We start from the raw sequence: 26,054 nt of genomic DNA on the forward strand, positions 1-26,054 counted from the left end.
GACGCTAATTCGGCCTCAGCACCGTCATCTTGAACGGCCCGCTATTGGTGGCGGCATGCGCGACCGCGTCGTTGGCGTGGTCGAGATCGAAGGTGGTGACCTCGAACTGATCGAGCCGCAACAGCCCGGCGCGGGCGAGGTTGACGAGGCCCAGGGTCGCCGCCGGAGGATACATCCAGACGCCGTGGATGCTGATGCATTCGCGCATGATCCAGGGATAGGGCAGGTCGAGCCCCGGTCCGCCCAACATGCCGACGCCGCCCATCAGGACGACCCGGCCGTAGGAACGCACCGTCATGATCGCGGCGCGGACGGTCGGCGTCGTCACCGACGGCGGCATCAGGTCGAGCACGCAGTCGATCGGGCCGGGCGCGGCGCGCCGCATGCGTTCGCGATCGTCGTCCTCGTTGCCACCGAGCTTCACGGTGCGCACGCGCGGTCCGAACCTGTGGACCAGATCGGCGAGCACTTTCTCGTTGCGGCCGGGAGCGACCACGCAGGCCGCGCCCATCGCGAGCGCGACGGCAACGGCGGCACTGCCGAAATTGCCGGTGGCGCCGTTCACCAGCACGGTCTCGCCCGGCTGCAGGCGTGCAGCCAGGAATCCGCCATAGGGCACGAGGCAGGTGCCGAGCGCGCACCATGACGGCGCATCGGCCGGATCGATCGCGCCGATCCGCTTGGCGTTCTCGGTCGGCACCAGCGTCTGCTCGGCAAACGTGCCGTGACGGAAGTGTCGCTGCAGGCGCAGTCCGCCTTCGCCGCGCGCGCTCCAGCCCTGCAAGGTGATGTCCGGCGAGATGCTGTCGTCACGCGCGCGGAAGGTCGGATCGCAGTACACCCAATCGCCGGCGGCGAGGTGGGTTGCGTCGGGCCCGATCGCGCGAACCCGTCCGATGGCGCCGAGACCCGGAACGGCCGGCAACGCGAGCAGGTAGCGGCGCTCACCGCTGAACACCTCGTTGGTGTAGGACAGCACGCGTGTCGCGATCACGTCGACGAGGACTTCGCCCGTTCCCATCACCGGTGCGGGGATCTCCTGGATCGCGAGCGGAGAGCCGAACGACTTTAGAACTGCTGCTTTCATCTGATCTCATCCCTTGCTGAGATCGGCATCATCACGCGCTCCGTTGCGGCCAGGAAGACCTGGTATTATCCTAGGATCATAAGTCCTACTCAGGAGCCCGGTAATGGCCACTGCGCGGCAAACCGAACTTGGCGATTTCCTGCGATCGCGGCGCCAGAAGCTGACGCCCAAGCTCAACGGTGCCCAGGCCGGGCGGCGGCGCCGAACGCCCGGTCTGCGCCGCGAGGAGGTGGCCGAGCTCGCCGGCATCGGGGTCGACTGGTACATCCGCCTCGAGCAGGGCCGCTCCGTCAGCCCGTCCGCCACCACGATCGACGCGCTGGCGCGGGCGCTGCGCCTCAGCAAGGCCGAGCACGCCCATCTGCGGGCGCTTGCAAAGGACGGCGACCGCCGGCCATTTGCGGCCGAGACCGTGCCGTCTGCGATCCGGCGGGTCGTCGAAAGCCTCAACCAGCCGGCCTATGTCACGGGACGGCGATGGGACGTGCTGACCTGGAACGCTGCGGCGGAAGAGGTCTTCGCGTTCGGCCGCATGCCTGGGGACGAGCGCAATACGCTGCTCTTCGTGTTGACCAACCCCAAGAGCCGGCAGCTGTTCGGCGCAGGCTGGCCCGAGGAGGCGCGGCGCATCGTGACCCAGTTCCGCCGGACCCACGATCTCTGGGCCGGCGACCCGGCCTTCGTCGATCTGCAGGCGCGGCTTCGCGCAGGCTGTCCGGAGTTCGACGGCTGGTGGGGCACCCACGACGTCAGCGTCAGCGTCGCCGGACGAAAGGTGCTCAATCACCCCAAGCGCGGCCGGCTGACCTTCGAATACGCGACCTTCCAGGCTAACGACGATCCGGGCCTGAAGCTGATCATCTACACCGAAATCGGCTGAAATCCGTGGTTTTCCGGTGATTTTTGTCACAGAGCGGCCAAAAAGCCGGAACAAAGGTGCCGGAATCCGGTTTCTCCTGAGCGTCGACCCAAGGTACGAGCATGGCTCGAACGCAACCTTGGGAACTCGCGTCAGAGGGTTAGAGGAGAGTGCGAGCCGGCGGGTTCGTGGTGTGCATCTGCACAAAGTATAGGTGCGACGCACAACGTTATGCCACGGAAGCCACAATATTTGGACTTCCTGTCACGGCGCTGTGACATATATTCTCAAAAGGAGGCCGAAGAGCCTCCGGCCAAAATCGCCCTGTAAAAGGCGGGCACCTCGAGGACGTCATGAAGCGTGGAATTCTCGTTCTGCTTTCGCTCTCCGTGGTGATCACGGGTGCGTATTTCACCGCGAGCAAGTGGGCGATCCGTCATGAAACTCTCATGTTCAAGGATCCGACTCGCGATGAGCGGCCGGTCGCGGTCGACGTCGCCGTGCGCTTCGACAAGGAGATGCAGGCCGACGCCGGCATGATCAAGCTTCCGGTTGCGATCCTCAATCATGGCAATACCGTCAAATTCACCGAATATTCCTTCCTCGCGAACGTGTTCGCCGCGCGCGGCTATCTGACCGTCAGCATTCAGAACGACCTGCCGTCGGACGGGCCGATGGTGACCAAGGTCGGCGAGCTCTATGTCGGGCGCCTGCCGCAGTATCAGCGCGGCATCACCAACATCAAATTCGCGATCGAGGAGATGAAGAAGCGTCAGCCGAACGCGGACTACAGCAAGCTGACGATGGTCGGCCATTCCAATGGCGGCGACATCGCGATGTATTTCGCCAAGCAGTATCCGGACGAGATCAAGAAGGTCGTGACGCTGGACAATCTGCGCGTGCCGTTCATGACCGACGGCAAGTTCAAGATCCTGTCGTTCCGTTCGCATGATCAGCACTTCAAGCCCGATCCCGGCGTCGTGCCCGACGAGGAGCAGTGCGAGAAGGCCGGCATCACCGTCGTGAACACCGACTTCCAGCACAACGACATGCGCGACACCGGACCCGAGAAGGCCAAGGACTCGATCCAGGCCATGCTCGATAAATTCCTGGCCGACACCGACAGTGCCGTCGCGCCGGTCGACACGCGCAATGCACCGCCGAAGATTTTGGAGCCAGGCCCGGTCTCGCTCTACGTGCCGGTTGAGAAGCCGCCCCAGACCTTCGGCGAGAAGCTCAAGAAGTCGCTCTCGCTGACCGAGACCAAGAAGGTTCCGTCGGCCACCAACTGACCGAGCCGCCCGGAATCGCATCCGGGCAGGCTGCTCGTCGCGTTGACCAATCCGATACCGCGGCCCACATAGTGTTTGCTGTACGAGGCAAGCGCTGATGGCTGGCAAGACGATCAAACCGACATCCGGAAGTGACGTACGCCCGGTCGATGCGCCTGACGTACCGACGTCGAGCGCGAACGACATCGCCGCGTTCGTGGCGAAGGCGCGCGCGATGTCGCCACATCGCGCCGGCGCGCGCGGCAGACTGGTGTTTGCGCTCGACGCCACGATGAGCCGGCAGCCGACATGGGACATGGCGTGCACGCTGCAAGCCGACATGTTCCGCGAGGCCGCCGCGCTCGGCAGCCTCGACATCCGCCTCGTCTATTATCGCGGCTTCAACGAGTGCCGGGCCACGGGCTGGATCTCCGACAGCGCGCAGCTCGCGCGGCTGATGAGCAAGATCGACTGCCAGGGCGGCAATACCCAGATCGGCAAGGTGCTGTCGGAGACGCGCCGCGAGGCGGTCGCCTCGGGCGTGCGCGCGCTGGTGTTCGTGGGCGATGCGATGGAGGAGAACGCCGATGCGCTTTGCGCGAAGGCCGGCGAACTCGGCCTGCTCAAGGTGCCGGTGTTCATGTTCCAGGAAGGCAGCGATGCAGCCGCCGAACAGACGTTCCGCGAGATCGCGCGGCTGACCGGCGGGGCATGGTGCAGGTTCGATCCTGGCGCGGCTGCACAGCTCCGCGAATTGCTGCGTGCCGCCGCGGCCTATGCCGCCGGCGGTCGCGAGGCGCTGTTGCAGCTGGCGAAGACGACGAACGGCGCAGCCAGGCTGATCGGCCAGATGAAATAGAGCGCCTTGGTCAGGCTCCGCCGGCCGTCACGGCTTTCGCGATCGCAGCGAGCAGCGCCGACATTGCTCATGCATGTCGGGCGGCGCCACGCGGGCAGCTTCACGCTCCGGTGAGACGAAGCTTCGCATGCTTTTTGCCGCCGGGCCGCCTATATTCCGCGCATGCCAACCCTGATCGCCGGCGTCGTCGCCGTTGTCGTCCTTTATTCCGCGCTGCAGATGTTTCGTGCGGCCAATCCCGCCGTGCTCGCGCGCGCGATCAAGATCGGCGGCGGGGTGCTCGCGCTGGCGGTGGCGGCCTTTACCGGCGTGCGCGGCGAACTGGCGGTGGCGATCCCGCTCGGCATCTTCGGTGCCGGACTGCTCGGCTGGTCGCCGTTCGGCAACACCGGCTTTCCCAATTTCGGCGGCATGTTCGGCGGTTCGCGCAGCCCCGGACAAAGCTCGCGGGTGCGCTCGCAGTATCTCGACATGAGCCTCGATCACGGCAGCGGCGTGCTCACGGGCCAGATCGTGGCCGGGCCGCAGGCCGGCCGCATGCTCGACGAGTTCGACCTGTCGCAGCTGCTGGCGATGGTGCCGAGCTTTGACGCCGAGAGCGTCGCGTTACTTGAAAGCTATCTGGACCGCCGCTTTCCCGCCTGGCGTCAGGACGCGCAGGGCGACCGGGCAGGGGGGCAGGGCCGCGCGGCGCCGAGCGGCAAAATGACGAACGAGGAGGCCTATCAGATCCTTGGCCTGCAGCCGGGAGCGTCGCGTGACGACATCAGCCGGGCTCACCGCACCCTGATGAAGAAACTGCATCCCGACCAGGGGGGCTCGACGTATCTCGCTGCCCGTGTGAACGAGGCCAAGGATACTCTGCTTCGCACGCATCTCTAACTCCGGCTACGCCACTGACGCCACAGCCGAGAGCTGCCTTCCGCTTCTGATTGATGCCCCGTCTGGCCCGCCGCTGTCCGGCGTGGCCGATCGTTGTTTCGGGAAAACTTAACCGTAAAATCTTGACGAGAAGTTTTCATTGCGGCCTCGCGCGACAAGACCCGTCATTTGTCGCGGCGGCCCGCAAAGCAAAAGGGCCGGCGCTTGCGGCGCCGGCCCTTTGAAATCGCCCGATCGTGTCGATCAGTTGCGAACGGTGATGCAGGAGATCTCGGCGCGCTTCAGCGTCTTGCAGGCCGCCTCGGCCTGATCGCGCTCGAGCCCGGCAAAGCGGGCGCGGTAGAGCTTGCGATTGTCCTTGGCGACGACCTCGGTGAACGGGTCCGCCTTGCTGAGCAGGCCGCGGGCCGAGCTGCGTGCGAGGTCGATGCGCTTGTTGGCCTCGCCCTCGGACTCCAGCGCGCCGACCTGGATGATCCAGCCGGAATGCGCGGCGCCCGGCTTGACCGCGCTGGTCTGCGGCGCGGCCTGGAGGCTGCGGGTCGGTTCGATCGAGGCCACGGCCTGCGCGGCCGGGGCGGTGGCGGGGGCATGCACGGACGACGCCGGCAGCACGCCGAGGATGCCGTTGCCGGTGCCGAAATTGGCCGGCTGCGGCGGCATCTCGGGCCTCGAGGTCTCGACGGCCCGCGCCATCATCGCATTGGAGGTCTCGGGGATCTCGCCACGCGAGGGGATCGTGCTGGTGATCGGCGGCGCGGACTGCGCCGGGCCGGCGGCGGCGAGCTTGATCTGGCCGGCCTTGACCTGGACGGTCTTCACCTTGACCGGCTTCATCGGTTCAGCCGAACCCGGGATCGCCGCGAGCTGCTGGGTCTGGATCACGCCGGAGGTCAGCGGCGCCGGTTCGGGCTTGGCCTGCGGCTCCGGCTTTGCGGGGGCCGGCGGCAGCGCGGCGGCGGCTGCGGCGATCAGCGAGGGCTTGCTGGCCGGGCGCGGCGCCGGCAACGGGGCGGGCTCCGAGGCGGCGATCGGCGCGCTGTCGGCTTCGCGCGCATCGTCGGCATCGGCGACCTGGACATTGGCGTCGGCCGGATTGCGCTCGGTGATCGCGGCAGCAGTCCGGGTGGTAGCACCCTTGCCGATGTTCTCCGCCAGCAGGTTGCGCATGATGGCGTCGCGGGAGCCGCCGCTGCGGCCGCCGAGCACGACGCCGACCAGGAAGCGATTGCCGCGGTGGATCGAGGTCACGAGGTTGAAGCCGGAGGCGCGGGTGTAACCGGTCTTGATGCCGTCGACACCTTCGACGCTGCCGAGCAGGCGATTGTGACCGGTGATGGTGTGGCCGCGGAAATTGAAGGCCGTCGTCGAGAAGTAGCGATAATAGCGCGGGAAGCGATCCTGGATGGCGCGGCCCAGCGTCGACTGATCGCGCGCCGTCGTGATCTGCTCGTCATTGGGCAGGCCGGAGGCATTGCGATAGGTGGTCCGGCTCATGCCGAGCGCGCGCGCCTTGCGGGTCATCATCCGCGCGAAATCCTCTTCGCTGCCGCCGATCGCCTCGGCGATCACGACCGCGGCGTCATTGGCGGACCGGGTGACCAGGCCCTTGATGGCGTCTTCGACCTTGATGGTCTGGCCGGGGCGCAGGCCGAGCTTGGTCGGATCCTGTTCGGAAGCGTGCTCGGAAACCGGCATCTCGGTGTCGAGTTTCATCTTTCCGGAATCGAGGCGCTCGAACAGCAGATAGAGCGTCATGATCTTGGTGAGCGAGGCGGGGTGCCGCAGGCCGTCGGGACTGTTGGATGACAGCACCGAACCGGTATTGCCGTCGACGATGATCGACGCGAATTGCGGGCTGTAGCTCTCGCGCGCCGACTCGCTGTGGTGATGACGCGCGGTGTGGCGCCGGTGGCGGCGCGCCTCGGCGCTATCACTCGTGATCAGGATCGCCGTCGTGACGGTTACGAGCCCAAGAACGCCAACTCGCAGCGCCCGCGAGGAGGCAAAGGTTGTTCGAAGCATCTACTTCCCCGTCCCAAGTTCTGTTCTAGATCACCGGCTCGTGGGGCGAAATTGTGCCCGGCGGCCATCGATCCTTGCCTGCGCAACAGACCACGTCGGGCCGAACCATCGGCCCTCGCGGCGGCTCAGGTCGCTCTTCTAGCTAAGGTGTTGTTCACAAACAGATTTCAAGGCTGCTTGTCGGAAGGCGAACAAAGTCCGGGAATCAGGTTAGGCGGACCGAGTTTCCAAAAGATTAAGCAACCGTTGCGTGGTCCCCTGGGTTTTAGCGCAAATGCCCAGGATTCGGGCTGTATGATTGTGCGTTGCACAATATTTGTTGACTTTATTGTGCGATGCGGTATTCTAATCAAGTCAGGGGGCCGGGAGCTTCCCGGCAATGGGAATTTGCGCCTTCAAGTCTGGGAAAAGGAATTCCAATCCATGGTCAAGATCGAAGACATTCAGAACTACGGCAAAGAGCATTTCGAGTCGGTCACTGCGTCGGCCAACAACCTGCAGAGCGGCGTCCAGGCGATCGCCACCGCCTATGGCGACTACGCCAAGAAGTCGTTCGAGGACACCAAGTCGTTCGTCGAGAAGCTGTCGGGCGTGAAGTCGCTGGACAAGGCGCTCGAGGCCCAGACCGAGTACCTGCGCTCGTCCTACGAGACCTTCGTTGCGGAATCGCAGAAGATCGCCGGCCTGTACAGCGATTGCGCCAAGCAAACCTTCAAGCCGTATGAAGGCCTGGTCTCCAAGTTCGCGCCCGCTCAGTAAGCGCTGCCGATCACGTCAAACGAAGAGCCCGGCCGTTTCGGCCGGGCTTTTTTGTTGAGCGGGAGGCGGGGGGCTATTTCGCCAGCCGCAGCTTGCTGAGCGCCGTGCCGATCGTGTTGAACGTCGTAACGATCTGGCTGGAGCTGGTCAGCATGTAGAACTTGTCGGGGGTGCTGGCGCAGTTCTTCAGGACCGTCGAGGTCGGATCGGGGGGCGAGCTGGTGTTCACCTGGATCGTGTAGATGGTGAACATCGGGGCGCCCTTGGAATCCTTTGCCGCCTGCAGGTTCTGGCACTGCAGGGTCTGCCTCGCGTCGATCGGATTGCCCGACGCCTGCGAGCTGCCGTCGCCGTAGTCGGGCCAGCGGTCCTCGGTGTTCAAGCCGTCGGACAGCAGGATGATGACCCGGTTGTAGGTGGAGTTGGAGTCCTCGGCCGGCGTGTTGAGCGGACCGCCCACCAGCAGCGACTGCCATGCCCAGGCGAGCCCGACCGACTGGTCGGTGCCGCCGGTCGGCTGCATGGCGTTGACCGCGTTCTTCAATGAGGTCCAGTCGTAGCTCAGCGGAATGATCGGCTCGAGCTGCGGGGAGGCGTTGTTGCTGCAATAAGCCGAGCCGTTCTCATAGTACTCGTTGGCCGGAAACAGCGTGGTGACGTCGGACGTCGTGGGCAGCACGCCGGTCGCATCATTGGGCTGGGTGCGGTCGGTGACGCAGCCGGTCCATGTGTTGATCGGGTTGGTCGAGGGCTGCTGCCAGTTGTTCACCACGGTCGGTGTCTGATTGGTCGCGGTCCATTGGTTGTTGGTCCATCCGACGACGGCGGTGACACGGGGCTGGTTCTTGTTGTCGACGAGGTCGTTGGGGCCCGGCTGCGTCCAATCGTGGGTATACAGCTTGCCCGTGCACGACCGCGAACTTCCGCTGCCGGTACAGCCGCAGCCGGAGACGGCGGAGCCGGACGAATTGGTCGGGCAGGCGCAGGACGACGACCCCGAGCAGAACACGCCGGTGCCGACCTGCGTGCTCACCCAGCAGCCATTGTACACGGTGTGGGAATTATAATCGACGCTCGGGCAGATATAGCCGGAATAGGTCCCGCTCGACGGAATGTAGGTCGTGTTGGACGAACTGGTCGGGCTCGTGGTGCAGGTGAAGCCGCCATTGTTGTTGGTCCAGGGGCATCGCGCACCCGGTCCGACCGCATGCCAGTTCATCGGGAGCTTTGCCTGCGTGCTGCCGTTGTTGGGCTGCGTGGTCGGCGGATTGAGCCAGTCGGTCCAGTCGATATAGTTCTTGCCATAGTTGCTGGAGCCGACGTTGACGACCTTGGCGAACGGAATGACGGAGATATAGACGTCGCCGTTGTTCTTGCTCAGCGCGCTGAGCTGGTCGATCAGGCCGCCTGATCCGGCCACCGCGTTGCGCAGCGCGACAATCTTGCCGTTGTCCTGCATCGATCCCGTGTTGTCGAGGGCGAGGGCGACGCGCATCTTGACGTTGCCCCAGGTCGTGGTGCTCGAGGTTCCGAAATTCATGGTCGAGGGATAGCCCGCGGCCTGCAGGAAGGTGGTCTTGACGTGGCCGGACCCGCTCAGGAGGATGGTTGCCGCCGCGTTCGAGGTCGGGGTCGTGTAGGTGGCCGAGACCGCAATGCCCTGGCCGTCCTTGTTGGTGTAGAGGCCGTTGAAATAGGCCTGCGCCTTGCTCGGGATCTGCGCGGCCGTGATGTTGCCCATGGTCAGGTCCTTGGACAGCATCAGCGCGGTGGAATCGAGCGCCGCCTGCATCGAGGACCGGGCGTTGTTGGCGCGGGTATAGTCGATCGCTACGCCTACGAAGGCGAGGATCGGCAGTATTGCGAGGGTGAACATCACCGCGACGTTGCCGTTGGTTGAGGTTGCATACCGGCGGGCAGCTGCGCGGATGTGGTTGAATATGGCTGAGCCAGGCATGACGCTCTCGTCAAAATGGATTGCGCGGCCATCTCTACGAGCGTGGTTAAACAGATGGTGAATCGGGTAGGTGAAACCCGTCGGGCAGCCCGGCGGATGGTCAAAAGCCGGGCAAAAGCCCCCACCATCGTCAATGGCGCCTAAATTGGATGCCCCGATCCTTTGTCAAATCAGGCAGAAATGATTAACCTTCCGGGGTTGGCGCGCCGGGAATCGGACCGGTGGGCTGCGGCGGGTCTGCGCTTGCGGCAGGCCGTCGTGAGCCCCATATTCGGGAGGTCGATCCGGCCGCCGGATCGGACCGGGAGCGGCAATCTGGAAGGCATTGCTGGGGGTTCCGCGATCAGTCTCGCGGCAATCGCGTCCACCTTCCAGCGCCATCCGGTGTCCAGCCGGCCTCCCTTTGGGAATTCGAACGCCTGAGCCATGTTGCGATCCACGTTGACAATCCCGATCTCCGAGCCGGTTTCGTCCATGCCGGCGGTGCCCGCCGCGCCGGTGCCGAAAATGACCAATGACGACAACCGCAACGGCGCGGGCAGCGGCCCGTCGACGTCGGTCATCACCAAGGTCAAGCCGAAGACTAAGCGTCCGAACCTGTATCGCGTCCTGATCCTGAACGACGACTACACGCCGATGGAGTTCGTCGTTCACGTGCTGGAACGATTCTTCAACAAGGACGCCGAGGCGGCGACCACGATCATGCTGCACGTTCACCATCACGGGATCGGCGAGTGCGGCGTGTTTACCTATGAGATCGCCGAGACCAAGGTGACGCAGGTCATGGACTTCGCGCGCAAGCACCAGCATCCACTGCAATGTGTGATGGAAAAGAAGTAGTTCGCCGGAACGATTGACCCGCCGCGGGACGCGGAACGGGTCTTGCACCGCATTTTCTGACGGACGCGAACGGCGTTCCCGTATGATCACGGGACGCGGTCGGGCGGCGTCCCGCTGCCCGAAATTTAGAGGGAAACCATCATCGCGGGGCCGGTCTTTCGCCACGATCCGTCGTAACTATATCAATGGCGATCACGAAGGTTGTTATTGCCTGACCCGGTAATGGCGATCATGATGGCCAGGGGCCATAGAGGACGCGAATGCCAACTTTTTCTCAAAGCCTTGAACAATCGCTGCATCGTGCATTGGCGATCGCGAACGAGCGTCACCATCAGTACGCGACGCTCGAACATCTGCTGCTGTCGCTGATCGACGACTCGGACGCGGCGGCGGTGATGCGAGCCTGCAGCGTCGATCTCGACAAGTTGAGGACGAGCCTCGTCAACTACCTCGAGACCGAATTCGAAAACCTGGTGACGGACGGCGCCGATGATGCGAAGCCGACCGCCGGGTTCCAGCGCGTGATCCAGCGCGCGGTAATTCACGTCCAGTCGTCCGGTCGCGAGGAAGTGACTGGCGCCAACGTGCTGATCGCGATCTTCGCCGAGCGCGAGAGCCATGCCGCGTATTTCCTGCAGGAGCAGGACATGACGCGCTACGACGCAGTGAATTACATCAGCCACGGGATCGCCAAGCGGCCCGGCGTCTCCGAGGCGCGGCCGGTGCGCGGCGTCGACGAGGAAACCGAGACCAAGGGCAACGAGGACTCGAAGAAGAAGGGCGAGGCGCTCGAGACCTATTGCGTCAACCTCAACAAGAAGGCGCGCGACGGCAAGATCGATCCGGTGATCGGCCGCAATGCCGAGATCAACCGTGCGATCCAGGTGCTGTGCCGCCGCCAGAAAAACAACCCGCTGTTCGTCGGTGAAGCCGGCGTCGGTAAGACCGCGATCGCCGAAGGCCTCGCCAAGCGCATCGTCGACAGCGACGTGCCTGAGGTGCTGGCGGCCGCGACCGTGTTCTCGCTCGACATGGGCACGCTGCTCGCGGGCACCCGCTACCGTGGCGATTTCGAGGAGCGGTTGAAGCAGGTCCTGAAGGAGCTGGAGGCGCATCCCAACGCCATCCTGTTCATCGACGAGATTCACACCGTGATCGGCGCCGGCGCCACCTCGGGCGGCGCCATGGATGCATCCAATCTGCTCAAGCCCGCGCTGGCTTCGGGCACGATCCGCTGCATGGGCTCGACCACCTACAAGGAATATCGTCAGCACTTCGAGAAGGACCGCGCGCTGGTGCGGCGCTTCCAGAAGATTGACGTCAACGAGCCGACGGTGGAAGATGCGATTGCGATCCTCAAGGGCCTCAAGCCCTATTTCGAGGATTACCATCGGCTGAAATACACCAATGAGGCGATCGAGGCGGCGGTGCAGCTCTCCTCGCGCTACATCCACGACCGCAAGCTGCCCGACAAGGCGATCGACGTGATCGACGAGTCCGGCGCGGCGCAGATGCTGGTCGCCGAGAGCAAGCGCAAGAAGACGATCGGCATCAAGGAGATCGAGACCACGATCGCGACCATGGCGCGGATCCCGCCGAAGAGCGTGTCGAAGGACGATGCCGAGGTGCTGAAGCATCTCGAGCAGACCCTGAAGCGCACGGTGTTCGGCCAGGACAAGGCGATCGAGTCGCTGTCGGCGTCGATCAAGCTGGCGCGGGCCGGCCTGCGCGAGCCGGAGAAGCCGATCGGCTGCTATCTGTTCTCGGGTCCGACCGGCGTCGGCAAGACCGAGGTGGCGAAGCAATTGGCGGCGACGCTCGGCGTCGAGCTGCTGCGCTTCGACATGTCCGAATACATGGAGCGGCACACCGTGTCGCGCCTGATCGGCGCACCTCCCGGCTATGTCGGCTTCGACCAGGGCGGCCTGCTCACCGATGGCGTCGACCAGCATCCGCATTGCGTGGTGCTGCTCGACGAGATCGAGAAGGCGCATCCGGATCTGTACAACGTGTTGCTGCAGATCATGGACCACGGCCGGCTCACCGACCACAACGGCAAGCAGGTCAACTTCCGCAACGTGATCCTGATCATGACCACGAATGCGGGCGCGGCCGATCTCGCGCGGCAGGCCTTCGGCTTCACCCGCTCGAAGCGGGAAGGCGACGACCACGAGGCGATCAGCCGCCAGTTCGCGCCGGAGTTCCGCAACCGGCTGGATGCGATCGTCTCCTTCGCGCACCTCAATGCCGACGTGATCGGCATGGTGGTCGAGAAGTTCGTGCTGCAGCTCGAGGCGCAGCTTGCCGACCGCGACGTCACGATCGAGCTGTCCGAGCTCGCCAAGGCCTGGCTGATCGAGCACGGCTATGACGAGCAGATGGGCGCACGTCCGATGGCGCGCATCATCCAGGAGCACATCAAGAAGCCGCTCGCAGATGAAGTGCTGTTCGGCCAGCTCAAGGGTGGCGGGCACGTCCGCGTCGTGCTGGTCAAGGACGAGGCGACCGCCAAGGACAAGATCGGCTTCGAATATGTCGAAGGCCCGGTCACGCCGAAGCCCGAGAACCTGCCGCCGCGCAAGCGCAAGCCGCCGAAGGGTGGCCCGAACAACGGCGGCGGAGGCGGCACCAAGGGGCCGGTCTCCAAGGGTCCGATGGTCAAGGCCTGAGGCGCGAGCAAGTGATCAACGAAAGGCCGGCTCAACAGCCGGCCTTTTTGTTTCGTTCGGCAAATACGACGTGAGACGTACAGGAAGAAGTCTTCGGCTAACGTCGAATTTCCGCCAAACATTCACCCGTCGCCACCCTGATAAACCGGCCTATCGGATCGTTATCAATGTCAGCTTCGATTTCGACGGCTTCCGCGGGATCGAGACTCTCAAGTTTTTCAGCAAGACTCTCGACTGATGCCCGCAAGGCGGGCGTCCACTTCGTCAGCCCCTCATCATTCATTCTCAGGCGTATGGAATAAATGCGCAGAAGTTCGCCAGCCGTCGTTTCGGGCCGTCCGCGATTGGCTTGCATTTGAGCTGTGTCCAGCGAGCGTCGTTCGATGAGGTAGGGTATCTCTTTTTGCTTGCGGCGTGAAACGAACGATCAGAACACCAGTCCGATCGCATCGCATGCACCACGTCACTCGCCCTTCAAACGCTGCCCCTCTTGAACGCGCACCCGCTCGGCGCCGCGGCTGCCTGCGGAGGATAGCCGCAGCATGCTCAGCATGGCGCCGACCAGCGCGAAGCCGACGCCGACCATCAGCGAGAGCCTTGTGCCGTCAGCCGGGAAGCGCGCCAGTAGCAGGGCCACAAGGGCGGCGCCGATGGTCTGTCCGAGCAGGCGGGCGGTGCCCAGCATGCCGCTGGCGCCGCCGGAGCGCTCGCGCGGGGCGGCGGCGATCATGGTGCGGTTGTTCGGGGTCTGGAACAGGCCGAAGCCGACGCCGGCGAGCGCCATGCGCCAGATCACGTCGATCGGCGTCGCGTTGGCCGGCATCAACGCTAGCGTGCCCAGTCCTGTCGCGAACACCAAAAGGCCGATGCCGCCGAGCAGGCCGGCCGGATAACGCTCGACCAGCCAGCCGGCAATGGGCGCGGCAAATGCGACGGCGATCGGCCACGGCGTGATCAAGAGGCCGATCTGCACCGCCGAATATCCGAAATGGTTCTCCAGGTAGAACGGCATCGCGACGAAGGCCAGCATCTGGCCGCAGAACGAGGCGATCGAGGTGCCGATCGACAGCGCGAAGATCGGAATCCTCAGCAGATCGACGGGCAGCAGCGGCGAGGGCAGATTCAGCTGCCGCCGGTACAGCAGATGCGAGGCGACCACGGCGATGGCGAATTCCAGTGCGCACAGGTACAGCGCCTCGCCATGGCCGGCGCTGTCGATCGCGCTGATGCCGAAGCCGAACGCGATCGCGCTCATGCCGGCGCTCAGCCAGTCGAACGCGTGGACCGCGGGCCGGGTATGCGGCAGGAAGCGCCAGCCCAGCGCCAGCGTCACGATGCCGAGCGGCACGTTGATCGCGAACAGATAGGGCCAGGTGCCGACCGCAAGGATGAACGAGGCGATGGTCGGGCCGACCGCGGCCGAGATCGCGACCACCAGCGCATTGACGCCGATGCCGCGGCCGAGCAGCGAATGCGGATAGATGAAGCGGACGAGGGCGGTGTTGACGCTGAGGATTCCGGCGGCGCCAAATCCTTGCAGGATGCGGGCGATCGTCAGCAGCGGCAGCGTATGTGCCAGCGCGCAGAACAGCGAGGCCAGCGTGAACAGGAGCAGCCCGGCGAGGTAGACCCGGCGATAGCCGATGATCTCGCCGAGCGAGGCGAGCGGCAGCAGCGAGATGGTGATCGCCAGCTGATAGCCGTTGACGATCCAGATCGAGAACGCCGGGCTGGCGTTGAGGTCCCGGGCAATGGTCGGCAGCGCGACGTTGGCGATCGAGCCGTCGACGACGGCCATCACGAGGCCGAGCGCGATCGTGAGAGTGGCCCAATTGCGCTGCGGCTGCGGCAGCCCATCGGGATGCTCGATGATCGCGGACGACATGTCGTGAGGTTGCCTTCGGTTCCAGCTTGGCGGGCTTACCGGATGCTGGATTAGCCTGGCCTTTGCAACCCCCGAAATGTCCGCCCCGGGGTGCTCCGAAACGGGGCCGCGGAACACCAAAAAAGGGCTCAGCCTTAGCTTTGGCCGAGCAGTTCCTTGATGCGCCGCTGCAGCTGCCGCTTCTTGATCTCGCTGCGGCGGACCCGTTCGTCGAGATCGCTGACATAGGTGTCCGACGTCATGATCCGGAACGCGAGGCCCACCTTGTTGGCCTGACGCCAGATCAGGCGCGCCAGGAACGAGCGGCCCTTGCGCGCGACACTGAGATTCATCTCTTCGGGCAGGTGTGCGGCGTCGCCAAATTCGACGCAGGCGCCGCCTTCGCTGATGTTGCGGACGACGCAATCCATCGTCGAGCCGCGTTCATTGATCTCCGCAACCGCACCGTAAAACACCTTTTCACGCGGGCTCTGGCGCCGGTCCTGCATGGGAAATCCTCCTAAATTAACGGCAGAACTTTACCGCTGTCGACCAGCGAAAAGAAGGGTACGAACGGAACCCGTTGCAGTTAGTGTAAATTGTTTGCATCTGTGAAGGCCCGGATTCCCGGCTATTTTGCGCCGCAAACGAGCCGAGAAGCTAGTTCGGCAGCCGGCTGTGCCGCCACTCGCGCGGCGACAGGCCGTAATGCTCGCGGAACACGCGGCCGAAATGCGAAAGGTCGTTAAAGCCCCAGGCGAACGCGATCTCGCTGATGTGGCGATGCGCATGTGTCGGCGAGGCGAGGTCGCGCTTGCAGCGTTCCAGCCGCTCTGCCAGCACGAAGCGCTGGAACGAGGTGTCTTCGTCGGCCAGCAGGCTGTTGACGTAGCGCGGCGAGATGCCGAGCGCTGCGGCGGTTTCACTGATGCCGAGCTCGGGGTTCGGCAGATGCGCAAGCACATGCGCCTTCAGCCGGTAGAGCAGGGCGGAGCGGTGCGTCGAGGCCGGCAGCGCGGTGCCGCCGATGCGCTCGCTGATCGCCATCGCGAGCAGGTCGGCGGCCTGATCGGCGAGACGGATCGCATTGTCCGGCTCGAGCCGGTCGGCGATATCAGCGAGCCCCGAGATGAACTGCCAGGCGAGCCGCTGCACCGGGCGATCGGACGTGAACGTCGTTGCCGTCAGGCCCTGGCTGCCGGCGAAGCGCCGGTGCAGCATCGCGCGCGGCACCTGGAAGATGGTCTGCGTGAAGTCGTCATTGAAGCGCAGCTCATAGGGCCGGGTGGTGTCGTAGAACGCGAACTCGCCGGGCTGGATCACGGTCTCGCGGCCGTCCTGCACCACGCCGCCCGAGCCGCTGCGGCCGAGCGCGAACAGCACGAAATCCTCGCTGGCGCGCGCGATCCGCGACGGCGTCCGCAGCACGCGCTGCCGGCTCGACGACACGACCGAGCACTTCGCCGGACCAAGCTGCGCGCTGGTGATGGCGCCGTGGAAGGCGGAGCCGAGGTCGGACTTGCAGTCGAGCTGCACGAACACGTCGCAGACAATGTCCTGCCAGAGCGCGAGGCGCCGATGCGTGGGCGCGCCTTCCGTGGTGAACAGGGCCGGCATGATTTCCTCCCTTCACGAGTGCAAACGCTGGCCACGCAAACAAAGCAAGCTTCGTACCGGCGACCGCTGGGGGCATCTCCTCCGCAGTCGAATTTTCCTTCCGTCCTGGTCGAACGGCGCTCCCGGTCCCGGGGCAGCATGATGTCAGAAGCGGCTGCGGCCGATCAAGCACGAACCGGCCGCCAGCGTCGGCCCCGAGGAGGACATCATGGGCATCGAACATCCGAAATATCGCGTTGCGGTGGTGCAGGCGGCGCCGGCCTGGCTCGATCTCGACGCCTCGATTGCCAAAAGCATTGCGTTGATCGAGGAAGCCGCCGCCAAGGGGGCAAAGCTGATCGCGTTCCCCGAGGCTTTCATCCCCGGCTATCCCTGGTACATCTGGCTCGACTCGCCGGCCTGGGCGATCGGGCGCGGTTTCGTGCAGCGCTATTTCGATAATTCCCTGTCCTACGACAGCCCGCAGGCGGAGCAGCTGCGGCTCGCTGTGAAGCAGGCCGGCATGACCGCGGTGTTCGGGCTGTCCGAGCGCGACGGCGGCAGCCTCTATCTCGCGCAATGGCTGATCGGGCCTGACGGAGAGACGATCGCCAAGCGGCGGAAGCTGCGGCCGACCCACGCCGAGCGCACCGTCTATGGCGAGGGCGACGGCAGCGACCTTGCGGTGCATGACCGCCCCGGCATCGGCCGGCTCGGCGCGCTGTGCTGCTGGGAGCATCTGCAGCCGCTGTCGAAATACGCGATGTATGCCCAGAACGAGCAGGTGCATGTCGCGGCCTGGCCGAGCTTCTCGCTGTACGATCCGTTCGCGCCGGCGCTCGGCTGGGAGGTCAACAACGCGGCCTCGCGCGTCTATGCGGTCGAGGGCTCGTGCTTCGTGCTGGCGCCCTGCGCCACTGTCTCGCAGGCCATGATCGACGAAATGTGCGACCGCGACGACAAGCACGCGCTGCTGCATGTCGGCGGCGGACATGCCGCGATCTATGGGCCCGACGGCAGTTCGATCGCCGAGAAGCTGCCGCCCGATCAGGAAGGGCTGCTGCTCGCCGACATCGATCTCGGCGCGATCGGGATCGCCAAGAACGCCGCCGATCCGGCCGGGCACTATTCGCGGCCCGACGTCACGCGCCTGCTGCTGAACAGGAAGCCCTCGAAGCGCGTCGAGCATTTCGCGCTGCCGCTCGACAGTTTTGAGGAGATCGACGCGGCTGCGAGCTGAACGCATCAGGGCAACATCCAACCCGAGGTGACTGCCATGGAATCCGCGATTCCTCCTCATTTGCAGACCGCGCGCTCCCGTCATCGCCGTGTGCCCGACGACTACGCGCCGCCATATCCGTCCTTCGTCGCGCGCCACAAGCCCGCGGTCGCAAACGTGATCATGGCCTATTTCGGCGTGCAGTTTCGCGGCGAGCCGACGGCCGCCGCGACCGGGGCGCTGGCGCAGATCGCAGCACGCTTTGCCGGCGAGAACGGGCCGACGCATTGGGACCGCGCCCAATATGTCGACCAGGCCGGCTTCACCAATGTCGTCTCGGTCGCCTATTGGGACGATGCCGGTCGTTTCGATGCCTGGTTCGAGGGCGCCCGCGAAGCCTGGACCGGCGGCGCTGCCGCTGACGGCATCGGCCGCTTCATCGAGGTGCTGCGGCCGCATGTTGCGCACTACGAGACGCTGTTCTCCTCGCTCGACCGGCCTGAGGGCGTCGCGGTGCTCGCCGACGGCATGAGCGGTGAGGTGCAGGAGCACGCCTATTGGGGCGGCATGCGCGACCGCATCCCGCTGTCGCAGACCGACCCGATGACGCCCAGCGGCGAGCCGCGCGTCATCCGCGACGGCGCACGAATCCGCGTGGTCGCGCATGACAATCTCTGCCTGATCCGCTCCGGCCAGGACTGGAGCGACACCGAGGCCTCCGAGCGCAAGATGTATCTCGACGATGTCGAGCCGGTGCTGCGCGAGGGCATGGATTTCTTGCGCGACCAGGGCGTGCCGATCGGCTGCTACGCCAACCGCTACATGCGTGTCGTCGATGCGGATGGACGAGTGACGGAGAAGTCCTATGGCCAGAGCTGGTGGAAGAGCCTCGCCGCGCTGGAACGCTGGGCGGAATCGCATCCGACCCATGTCCGGATCTTCGGCGCGGCGATGAAGTATCTGTCGACGCTCGGGCCGAGCGCCAAGCTCAGGCTGTATCACGAGGTCACGGTCGCCGCCGCCGACGAGCAATTCTTCGAATATCTCGGCTGCCACGATCGCACGGGCATGCTCGGTGCGGTGTAGGTGACCGCAGCACAGCCCGCCTGACGCAAACTACGGCCGCAGCCGGCCGCCCTGCGCGGTGATGGCCTGCGCCAGTTCGATCGCCGGGCCGCGCTTGGTCCGGCGCTGGGTGCGGACCACGAATTCGACGCTGCCGAGCGGCGGCAGGCTCGACTCCGGCATCGCCTCCAATCCGTCCGGGATGAAGCCTTGGGCCTGCGGCGTGATGCCGAGGCCGGCGAGCGCTGCGGCGCGCAGGCCGCTCAAGCTGCCGCTGGAGCAGACGATGCGCCAGGGCCGTCCGGACCGTTCCATCGCCTCCAGCACCACGCTGCGGCTGACGCTCGGCGGCGCGTAGAGGATCAGCGGCAGCGGCTGTTCCGGATCGAGCCGCATCCCGGGCGCGCCGGTCCACACCAGGCGGTCCTGCCACACCAATTGTCCGAGCGCGTCGCCGGGCCGGCGCTTGCCCAGCACGAGGTCGAGCTCGCCGGCATCGAACTGCTGGTACAGCACGGCGCTCAAGCCCACCGTCAGCTCGAGATCGACTTGCGGATGACGGCGGACGAAATCGCGCAACAGATCCGGCAGGCGTGAGCTGGCAAAATCCTCCGCGGCGCCGAACCGGACTTTTCCGCGCACCTGCGAGCCTGCGAAGTAATCGCGGGCCCGTGCGTTGGCCTCGAGGATCGGGCGCGCGAAGCCCGTCATCGCCTCGCCGTCGGCGGTGAGCACCACCGAGTGGGTGTCGCGCACGAACAGGCGGCGGCCGGCGGCGGCCTCGAGCTTGCGGATGTGCTGGCTCACCGTCGACTGCTTCAGGCCGAGGCGGCGGCCGGCCTCGGTGAAGTTCTGCGTCTGTACGACGGTGAGGAAGGTCTCGAGCTGGGTCGGGTCGAGCATGGCGGCGATCTCGTCATTACATAACGTAATGATAATAACATCGGTAAGCGCGGTTCACAATCGGTGCCGGCAGAGCCACCTTGCGAGCAAGGAAAGGAACCCGCCATGACCATCAGCCGCCTGCGATCATTCGCGCCCGTCGATCCCTACATCGCCGCCATCGTCGGCATGGTCGGCCTTGCCACGCTGCTGCCGCTGCACGGGCAGGGCACCGTGATCGGCGGCTATGCCGCCGATGTTGCGATCGCGCTGTTGTTCTTTCTGCACGGCGCCCGCCTGTCGACCACCGAGGCACTGGTCGGCGCCCGGCACTGGAAGCTGCATCTCGTGATCTTCCTCTCGACCTTTGCCCTGTTCCCGCTGCTCGGGCTCGCGGCGCATGCGCTGGCGCCGCATCTTTTGACGCCGGCGCTGTGGGCGGGCGTGATCCTGATCTGCATCCTGCCGTCGACCGTGCAGTCCTCGGTCGCCTTCACCTCGATCGCGCATGGCAACGTGTCGGCAGCGCTGTGCTCGGCGACCGCTTCCAATCTGCTCGGCATCGTCGCGACGCCGCTGCTGGCGGGCGTGCTGCTCTCCAGCCATGGCGGGTTCTCCGGCAATGCCGCGCTCGACATCGTCGTGCAATTGCTGCTGCCGTTCGCGGCGGGACAATTGTCGCGGCCGCTGATCGGCGGCTTCGTTGCCAGGCATCACGCGGTGCTGGGACTGGTCGACCGCGGCTCGATCCTCCTGATCGTCTACACCGCGTTCAGCGACGGCGTCAGCCACGGCATCTGGCACCAGGTCGACGCGACGCAGATGGCGACCGTGCTCGGCCTCGACGCGGTGCTGCTCGCGGTCGTGCTGCTGATCACCAATTTCGGCAGCCGGCTGCTCGGCTTCTCGCGTGCCGACCGCATCGCCATCATGTTCTGCGGCTCGAAGAAGAGCCTCGCGAGCGGGTTGCCGATGGCGAGCGTGCTGCTCGCCGGCCAATCGGTCGGGCTGATCGTGCTGCCGCTGATGCTGTTTCACCAGATCCAGCTGATGACCTGCGCGGCGCTCGCGCGGCGTTATGCGGGGGCTCAAGAATCCGCCTCACACGGCGCAGTCCCCGTGCTCGTAAGGGCGCGCTGAGCGCCGCCTTTCCAAGGTGTCGTCCCCCGGCTTGACCGGGGGACCCAGTACGCCGCGGGTTCTCCGTGACTGACCGGTGTCTCTGGAATACTGGATCGCCCGGTCAAGCCGGGCGATGACACCTTTGGTTTGGCGAGCGATGGACGCAACGCCCGGTGCTACGCAACACGCAGGCCCTTGGCGATTTCCTTCTGCGCGTCGAACTCACGGCGCAGGCGCGCCAGCTCCTCGGCGCTCAGCGCGTCGGCGTTGCTGTAGTCGCGTTTCCAGGACGCATCCTCGCTCCAGCGTAGCGGCGACTGCACGGTTGTCTGCGGGCCGGGCGCAGTCTCCAGCACGCGCAGCGCGAGCTCCAGCGTGACGGCCTGCGAGGCCTCGTCATGCGGCTTGCCGGCCGAATTGCCGAGCGGGAAATCCGAGAACAGGAAGCGCGGCACCGCGGCGTGCTCGACGATGTCCTTGGCGCAGCCCATCACGACGGTCGGGATGCCGTTGGCTTCGAGATGCCGTGCCACGAGGCTGACGGTCTGGTGGCAGACCGGGCAGTTCGGCACCAGCACCGCGGCGTCGACCTTGTCGTCGCGGCAGCGCTTGAGGATCTCGGGCGCATCGGTCTCGATGGTGACGCGGTGGCTGCGGTTGGTCGGTGCGCCGAAGAAGCGCGGCGCGACTTCGCCGATCGTGCCTTCCGCGGCGAGGCGCTTGAGCTGCGCCAGCGGGAACCAGGTGCCGCTGTCGGTCGCCGTGGTGTGGGTGCGGTCATAGGCGATGTGCGAAATTCGCAAATCGTGTGGCTGCGAGGTGTCGCCGTCATAGACCGAATAGAATTTTGCGCCGCCGTTGTATTTCGCGCCCGGACCCTGGTCGCCGCGGGCAGGATCGAACGGCGCCGCGGTCGTGATGATGGCGACGCGGGACTGGTTCAGCGGCTTCGTCAGCGGTTGGAACGGCGCGGACGTGTAATGCGCCCAGCGGTAGGGGGTGGTGTAGCCGATCGCCGCGTAATAATCGCGGGTCCGCTTCATGTAGCCGATCGGGGCGTCGTCGTCGGGGGCGAAGCCGAGTTGATCGTCCGTAGCTGCGGCCATTTTGCGCTCCCTTTTGCGCGCCATCATTTCAGTCCATAGCTAGACCACGAGCCTGCGGTGTCAAGCCGCGCTGCGCGGGAACAGATTTGCGATGCGAACAGGTCGTTGCGCCGCATTGGTTCTGCTTTTGACGCTGGTGCCGCCGGTCGGTGCCGGCGCGGAGGACGCGCCTGCCGCAGCCCCGCCGGCGCCGCCAGGCGCTGAGCAACCCGCAGCGCCGCCCGCGGACAAGCCGGCTGCGCCCAGCGAAAAACCCGCGGAGGTGCCGGCCCAGCAGGCCGCACCATCGGCCGAGAAGCCTGCGCCCCCAGCGGAGACGCCTGCCGAGAAGCCCGCCGCGGCCACAGCCGACAAGCCCGCAGACGACGCGCGCGAGAGCGACACCCGCGAGGCGATGTGCCTGATGATCGAGTCGGCGGCGCGGGCCAACGACCTGCCGCTCGAATTCTTCGCGCGCGTGATCTGGCAGGAAAGCCGCTTCCAGGCCGACGCGATCGGTCCGGTCACCCGCAGCGGCCAGCGCGCGCAGGGCATCGCGCAGTTCATGCCGGGCACTGCTAACGAACGCGGGCTGCTCGATCCGTTCAATCCCGTCCAGGCGCTGCCGAAGTCCGCGGAATTCCTCAGTGAGCTGCGCAACCAGTTCGGTAATCTCGGCCTCGCGGCCGCCGCCTACAATGCCGGCCCGCGCCGCGTGCAGGATTGGCTCGCCGGCTCCGGCTCCATGCCGCAGGAGACGCGCAACTACGTCTCGGCGATCACCGGCTCCAGCGTCGACGACTGGGCCGCTGCTGCCCGCAACAGCGGCAAGATGCCGGAGCGTAGGCCGACCACGAGCTGCCGCGAGCTGATGGCGCTGTTGAAGCGCGCGCCCAATCCGTTCGTGGCCGGGCTCGAGCAGCACATTACGCTGTCGGCAGCCAAGGTCTGGGGCGTGCAGCTCGCCGCCGGCTTCAGCCGCGACAAGGCGCTCGCGATGTATGCCCGCGCGATGAAGCGGCTGTCGAATGTGATCGGAGATCAGGATCCAAGCCTGCTCGGCTCGCGGCTGCGCACACGCGGCAGCGCGACATTCTATCAGGTGCGTATCGGCGCCGACACACGCCCCGAGGCCGACGGCCTGTGCAGCCGCATCCGCAAGGCGGGCGGGGCATGCTTCGTGCTGAAGAACCGGGCGTGATTGCGCAGCTCCATTCGGGCTACTGCATACCTGCGCTGTGCAGCCACTTGCTTGACCCGTTGAGCACCGCGCCCTAAGCCGCCGCCATTGCATAACCATCCGGTCCCCCGTGGCGCTTCCTCCGCTCGATTCTCCGCAATGGCAGACCTCGTTCCGCGCTTTCCTGTGGGGTGCGCGGTCGGTCGGCGCGACCGTGCTGACGCTGGTGCTGTTTGCGACCTATCTCGGCATCGGCGCGCTGGCGCATGATTCCGGCTTCTCGCTGGGCTGGACCCTGGCGAGCACGGCGTTCGTCTGGGCGGGGCCCGCGCAGATCATCGTGATCACGACGCTCGGCTCCGGCGCCACGGTGCTGCAATCGGCGATCGCGGTCACCGTCAGCGCGATCCGGCTGTTTCCGATGGTGGTGTCGGTGCTGCCGTTGATGCGCACCGAAGACACCAAACGCCGGCATCTGATCCTGGTGGCGCATCTCACTGCCGTGACGCTGTGGGTCGAATGCTACCGCTTCCTGCCGCAGGTGCCGCGCAACCGCCGGATCGCCTTCATCCATGGGCTCGGCCTGGGGCTGGTCTCGGTCTGCCTGATCGCCAACACGATCGGCTACACACTCGCCGCCAACCTGACGCCGCTGCTCGCCGCCGGCATGCTGATGCTGACGCCGCTCGCCTTCCTGTTCTCCACCGCGCGCAACTGCCGCGAGCTCGCCGACGTCATCGCGCTGGTGCTCGGTCTCTTGCTGTTTCCGCTGGCCGCAATGCTGAACAGCGGCGTCGACATCCTGGTCAGCGGCGTCGTCGCGGGAACCGTCGCCTATGGGGTGCACCGGGCGCGGGCGGGCACCGTGAGGGCGCGGGCATGAGCACGTTCATCGGCGACTGGCACGCGCTCGCGATCCTGTTCGTGGCGGGCGTCATTCCCAACCAGATCTGGCGCATGCTCGGCCTGTGGTTCGGCGGCGGCATCGACGAAAACTCCGAGCTGCTGGTATGGGTGAGGGCGGTCGCCACCGCGATCCTCGCCGGTATCATCGCGCAGATCGTGGTGCAGCCGCCGGGCGCGCTGGCCAGCGTGCCGGATTGGCTCCGCTACGGTGCCGTCGCCGCGGGATTCGTGGCGTTCACGCTGGCGCGAAAATCGATCTTCGCCGGCGTCATCGTCGGCGAAGTCGTGATGATCGCGGGCAAATACTGGCTCGGCTGATTGCGGCGACCGCATTATCCGCTACTCTCGTTCCCCAAGAACGAGACAGCGGGGAAACGGCATGCAGCGGCGCGCATCATCGCCATTCATTGTTGCTCTGACGGCGTTGCTGGTGGCGGCGCTGCCGGCGCGCGCCGCAGATTATCCGGCGCGTCCGATCAAGCTCGTGGTGCCCTATGCCGCGGGCGGCCCGACCGACGTGCTCGGCCGCATCATCGGCGAATATCTCGGGCGCGATCTCAAGCAGGTCGTCGTGGTCGAGAACAAGGCGGGCGCGCAGGGCGCGATCGGTGCCGAGGCCGTGGCGCGCTCCGATCCCGACGGCTACACGCTGTTCGTGACGGCGGCTTCGATCTTCGTGCTCAATCCGCTGCTCTACAAGAAGTTGCCTTACGATCCGGCGAAGGATTTCCGCCTGCTGTCCGTGATCACGGATGCGCCGATGATCATGGAAGTGAATCCGTCGGTGCCCGCGAAGACGATCGCTGAGTTCGTCGCCTACGCCAGGAAGAATCCCGGCAAGCTCAATTTCGGATCGGCCGGCACAGGCGGCACGGTTCATCTCGCCGGCGAGATGTTCAAGCAGATGGCCGGCGTCGAGATGACCCATGTGCCGTACAAGGGCGCCGGACCCGCGCTGCAGGATTTGCTGTCAGGTAACATCCAGCTGATGTTCGACACGCTCGGCACCGCGCTGCCGCCGGTCAAGTCCGGCATGCTGCGCGCGCTCGGCGTCAGCTCGACCGAGCGCATCGCCGATTTGCCCGATCTGCCGACGATCGCCGAGAGCGGCTATCCGGATTATGCGGTCAGCGTCTGGTATGGTATTGCAGCGCCGTCGAAAGTGCCTGACGAGATCGCCGGCAAGATCAAGGCGAGCCTCGACCGGGCCTTGAACGACGAGGTGTTCCGCGCTTCGCTGGTCAAGATCGGTTTCCCGCCGCTGCGGGCGAAGAGCCAGGCCGAGATCGACAAGTTCGTGGATACCGATCGCGCACGGTGGGCAGGCGTGGTCAAGGCGCTCAACATATCGCTGGACTGACACATGGTACGTGAAATGGAATTGCGCCAGGGCGAAATCGCCGTCGACATGCCGGCGCCGCGCGATGCCGGGCTCGTCTTCATCGGCCGCATCCGCACGCCCTGGACCTCGCGGCTGGCGACGCCGCGGCAGGGGCGGCATGATGGCCCGGTGTGCCGGCTCGAGATCTTCGAGCCCTGGGTCGCCGCCATCAAGGGCGTCGATTTCTACAGCAATCTCGAAGTGCTGTACTGGCTGCACCAGTCGCGCCGCGACATCGTGCTGCAAAGCCCGAAGAACAACGGCAACACCCGCGGCACCTTCTCGCTGCGCTCGCCGGTGCGGCCCAATCCGATCGGCACTTCGATCGTCAAGCTGGTCGGCGTCGAGGGCAACGTCATCCTGGTCCGTGGTCTCGACTGCCTCGACGAGACGCCGCTGATCGACGTCAAGCCCGACCGCTGCGAGTTCACGCCGCTCGCTCCGCCACAGGCGGGCGATTTCGAGACGGAGTGAGCCGTCATTCCGGGGCATCGCGCAGCGATGAGCCCGGAATCCATTGGGCCGCAGGAGCGGTCGGTGGTTAGT

The 26,054-nt window shown here is 65.6% G+C and carries 25 protein-coding genes; 15 read left to right on the forward strand and 10 right to left on the reverse strand.

Going from position 1 to position 26,054, the window contains the following annotated elements; all coding sequences use genetic code 11:
- Window positions 1-4: 4 nt before the first annotated feature.
- Complete coding sequence (locus tag ACTUWL_RS31445) at window positions 5-1,087, reverse strand: alcohol dehydrogenase catalytic domain-containing protein (protein ID WP_021078269.1); 1,083 nt, start codon at window positions 1,085-1,087, stop codon at window positions 5-7.
- A gap of 103 nt (window positions 1,088-1,190) precedes the next feature.
- Here ACTUWL_RS31445 and ACTUWL_RS31450 point away from each other — a divergent pair, with 103 nt between their 5' ends.
- The 4 genes from ACTUWL_RS31450 (at window position 1,191) to ACTUWL_RS31465 (ending at window position 4,958) form a co-directional block, all read left to right on the forward strand.
- Window positions 1,191-1,967, forward strand: coding sequence for a helix-turn-helix transcriptional regulator (locus ACTUWL_RS31450; RefSeq protein ID WP_021078270.1), 777 nt, complete (start codon window positions 1,191-1,193; stop codon window positions 1,965-1,967).
- Window positions 1,968-2,299: 332 nt separating this feature from the next.
- Complete coding sequence (locus ACTUWL_RS31455; RefSeq protein ID WP_021078271.1) at window positions 2,300-3,238, forward strand: alpha/beta hydrolase family protein; 939 nt, start codon at window positions 2,300-2,302, stop codon at window positions 3,236-3,238.
- Between the two features lie 97 nt (window positions 3,239-3,335).
- A complete protein-coding gene (locus ACTUWL_RS31460; RefSeq protein ID WP_021078272.1) occupies window positions 3,336-4,076 on the forward strand; it encodes a ribose transport system ATP-binding protein in 741 nt (246 codons plus the stop codon).
- 162 nt (window positions 4,077-4,238) lie between these two features.
- On the forward strand, window positions 4,239-4,958 hold the full coding sequence (locus ACTUWL_RS31465) for a DnaJ domain-containing protein (protein ID WP_021078273.1): 720 nt from the start codon (window positions 4,239-4,241) through the stop codon (window positions 4,956-4,958).
- 243 nt (window positions 4,959-5,201) lie between these two features.
- Here the strand turns inward: ACTUWL_RS31465 and ACTUWL_RS31470 are convergent, their stop codons facing one another.
- Window positions 5,202-6,983 carry a D-alanyl-D-alanine carboxypeptidase gene (locus ACTUWL_RS31470; RefSeq protein ID WP_021078274.1) on the reverse strand — a complete coding sequence of 594 codons (1,782 nt, stop codon included), beginning with the start codon at window positions 6,981-6,983 and terminating at the stop codon, window positions 5,202-5,204.
- A 423-nt stretch (window positions 6,984-7,406) separates the two neighbouring features.
- Here ACTUWL_RS31470 and ACTUWL_RS31475 point away from each other — a divergent pair, with 423 nt between their 5' ends.
- Window positions 7,407-7,742 (forward strand): phasin family protein, encoded by a 336-nt coding sequence (locus ACTUWL_RS31475; protein WP_021078275.1) that lies wholly within the window; start codon window positions 7,407-7,409, stop codon window positions 7,740-7,742.
- Between the two features lie 73 nt (window positions 7,743-7,815).
- On the opposite strand, the gene ACTUWL_RS31480 is transcribed toward ACTUWL_RS31475, so the two are convergent.
- Both ACTUWL_RS31480 and ACTUWL_RS31485 read right to left on the reverse strand, forming a co-directional pair.
- A complete protein-coding gene (locus tag ACTUWL_RS31480) occupies window positions 7,816-9,699 on the reverse strand; it encodes a TadE/TadG family type IV pilus assembly protein (RefSeq protein WP_021078276.1) in 1,884 nt (627 codons plus the stop codon).
- Between the two features lie 170 nt (window positions 9,700-9,869).
- The gene (locus tag ACTUWL_RS31485; RefSeq protein WP_146160360.1) at window positions 9,870-10,214 is read right to left on the reverse strand and encodes a hypothetical protein; all 345 of its coding nucleotides are present in this window, start codon (window positions 10,212-10,214) and stop codon (window positions 9,870-9,872) included.
- On the opposite strand from ACTUWL_RS31485, the gene clpS reads away from it, so the two are divergent.
- Window positions 10,207-10,539: an ATP-dependent Clp protease adapter ClpS gene (clpS, locus tag ACTUWL_RS31490; RefSeq protein ID WP_035650959.1), complete on the forward strand. Its 333-nt coding sequence runs from the start codon at window positions 10,207-10,209 to the stop codon at window positions 10,537-10,539. The two genes, ACTUWL_RS31485 and clpS, sit on opposite strands and share 8 nt — an antisense overlap.
- A gap of 260 nt (window positions 10,540-10,799) precedes the next feature.
- Window positions 10,800-13,208 (forward strand): ATP-dependent Clp protease ATP-binding subunit ClpA, encoded by a 2,409-nt coding sequence (gene clpA / locus ACTUWL_RS31495; protein WP_021078278.1) that lies wholly within the window; start codon window positions 10,800-10,802, stop codon window positions 13,206-13,208.
- 97 nt (window positions 13,209-13,305) lie between these two features.
- On the opposite strand, the gene ACTUWL_RS31500 is transcribed toward clpA, so the two are convergent.
- The 4 genes from ACTUWL_RS31500 to ACTUWL_RS31515 all read right to left on the reverse strand — a co-directional run bounded on the left by ACTUWL_RS31500 (window position 13,306) and on the right by ACTUWL_RS31515 (window position 16,689).
- Window positions 13,306-13,563, reverse strand: a complete 258-nt coding sequence (locus ACTUWL_RS31500) for a hypothetical protein (protein ID WP_106940205.1) — start codon at window positions 13,561-13,563, stop codon at window positions 13,306-13,308.
- A gap of 108 nt (window positions 13,564-13,671) precedes the next feature.
- Entirely contained in the window at window positions 13,672-15,093 is a 1,422-nt protein-coding gene (locus ACTUWL_RS31505) for an MFS transporter (protein ID WP_021078279.1), read from the reverse strand.
- A gap of 134 nt (window positions 15,094-15,227) precedes the next feature.
- Window positions 15,228-15,581 (reverse strand): PilZ domain-containing protein, encoded by a 354-nt coding sequence (locus ACTUWL_RS31510; RefSeq protein WP_021078280.1) that lies wholly within the window; start codon window positions 15,579-15,581, stop codon window positions 15,228-15,230.
- 151 nt (window positions 15,582-15,732) lie between these two features.
- Window positions 15,733-16,689, reverse strand: coding sequence for an AraC-like ligand-binding domain-containing protein (locus ACTUWL_RS31515; protein WP_021078281.1), 957 nt, complete (start codon window positions 16,687-16,689; stop codon window positions 15,733-15,735).
- 208 nt (window positions 16,690-16,897) lie between these two features.
- Here ACTUWL_RS31515 and ACTUWL_RS31520 point away from each other — a divergent pair, with 208 nt between their 5' ends.
- Together ACTUWL_RS31520 and ACTUWL_RS31525 are read left to right on the forward strand one after the other, a co-directional pair.
- Window positions 16,898-17,908 (forward strand): carbon-nitrogen hydrolase family protein, encoded by a 1,011-nt coding sequence (locus tag ACTUWL_RS31520; RefSeq protein WP_021078282.1) that lies wholly within the window; start codon window positions 16,898-16,900, stop codon window positions 17,906-17,908.
- A gap of 36 nt (window positions 17,909-17,944) precedes the next feature.
- Entirely contained in the window at window positions 17,945-18,973 is a 1,029-nt protein-coding gene (locus ACTUWL_RS31525) for a phenylacetaldoxime dehydratase family protein (RefSeq protein ID WP_021078283.1), read from the forward strand.
- A 30-nt stretch (window positions 18,974-19,003) separates the two neighbouring features.
- On the opposite strand, the gene ACTUWL_RS31530 is transcribed toward ACTUWL_RS31525, so the two are convergent.
- Window positions 19,004-19,855 carry a LysR family transcriptional regulator gene (locus ACTUWL_RS31530; protein ID WP_021078284.1) on the reverse strand — a complete coding sequence of 284 codons (852 nt, stop codon included), beginning with the start codon at window positions 19,853-19,855 and terminating at the stop codon, window positions 19,004-19,006.
- A gap of 120 nt (window positions 19,856-19,975) precedes the next feature.
- Here ACTUWL_RS31530 and ACTUWL_RS31535 point away from each other — a divergent pair, with 120 nt between their 5' ends.
- A complete protein-coding gene (locus ACTUWL_RS31535) occupies window positions 19,976-20,974 on the forward strand; it encodes a bile acid:sodium symporter family protein (RefSeq protein WP_373010713.1) in 999 nt (332 codons plus the stop codon).
- A 158-nt stretch (window positions 20,975-21,132) separates the two neighbouring features.
- Here ACTUWL_RS31535 and ACTUWL_RS31540 read toward each other — a convergent pair whose 3' ends face one another.
- Complete coding sequence (locus ACTUWL_RS31540) at window positions 21,133-22,062, reverse strand: glycine/sarcosine/betaine reductase selenoprotein B family protein (protein ID WP_021078286.1); 930 nt, start codon at window positions 22,060-22,062, stop codon at window positions 21,133-21,135.
- A gap of 91 nt (window positions 22,063-22,153) precedes the next feature.
- On the opposite strand from ACTUWL_RS31540, the gene ACTUWL_RS31545 reads away from it, so the two are divergent.
- From ACTUWL_RS31545 to tsaA, 5 genes are all read left to right on the forward strand, one after another.
- Window positions 22,154-23,242 (forward strand): transglycosylase SLT domain-containing protein, encoded by a 1,089-nt coding sequence (locus ACTUWL_RS31545; RefSeq protein ID WP_021078287.1) that lies wholly within the window; start codon window positions 22,154-22,156, stop codon window positions 23,240-23,242.
- A 109-nt stretch (window positions 23,243-23,351) separates the two neighbouring features.
- On the forward strand, window positions 23,352-24,104 hold the full coding sequence (locus tag ACTUWL_RS31550) for an AzlC family ABC transporter permease (RefSeq protein WP_021078288.1): 753 nt from the start codon (window positions 23,352-23,354) through the stop codon (window positions 24,102-24,104).
- The gene (locus ACTUWL_RS31555; RefSeq protein WP_021078289.1) at window positions 24,101-24,445 is read left to right on the forward strand and encodes an AzlD domain-containing protein; all 345 of its coding nucleotides are present in this window, start codon (window positions 24,101-24,103) and stop codon (window positions 24,443-24,445) included. The genes ACTUWL_RS31550 and ACTUWL_RS31555 overlap by 4 nt, the downstream gene beginning before the upstream one ends.
- Before the next feature lie 61 nt (window positions 24,446-24,506).
- Window positions 24,507-25,487, forward strand: coding sequence for a Bug family tripartite tricarboxylate transporter substrate binding protein (locus ACTUWL_RS31560; protein WP_021078290.1), 981 nt, complete (start codon window positions 24,507-24,509; stop codon window positions 25,485-25,487).
- 3 nt (window positions 25,488-25,490) lie between these two features.
- Window positions 25,491-25,982 carry a tRNA (N6-threonylcarbamoyladenosine(37)-N6)-methyltransferase TrmO gene (gene tsaA / locus ACTUWL_RS31565; protein WP_021078291.1) on the forward strand — a complete coding sequence of 164 codons (492 nt, stop codon included), beginning with the start codon at window positions 25,491-25,493 and terminating at the stop codon, window positions 25,980-25,982.
- Window positions 25,983-26,054 lie beyond the last annotated feature (72 nt).

This window comes from Bradyrhizobium sp. WCU1 (genome assembly GCF_053474805.1).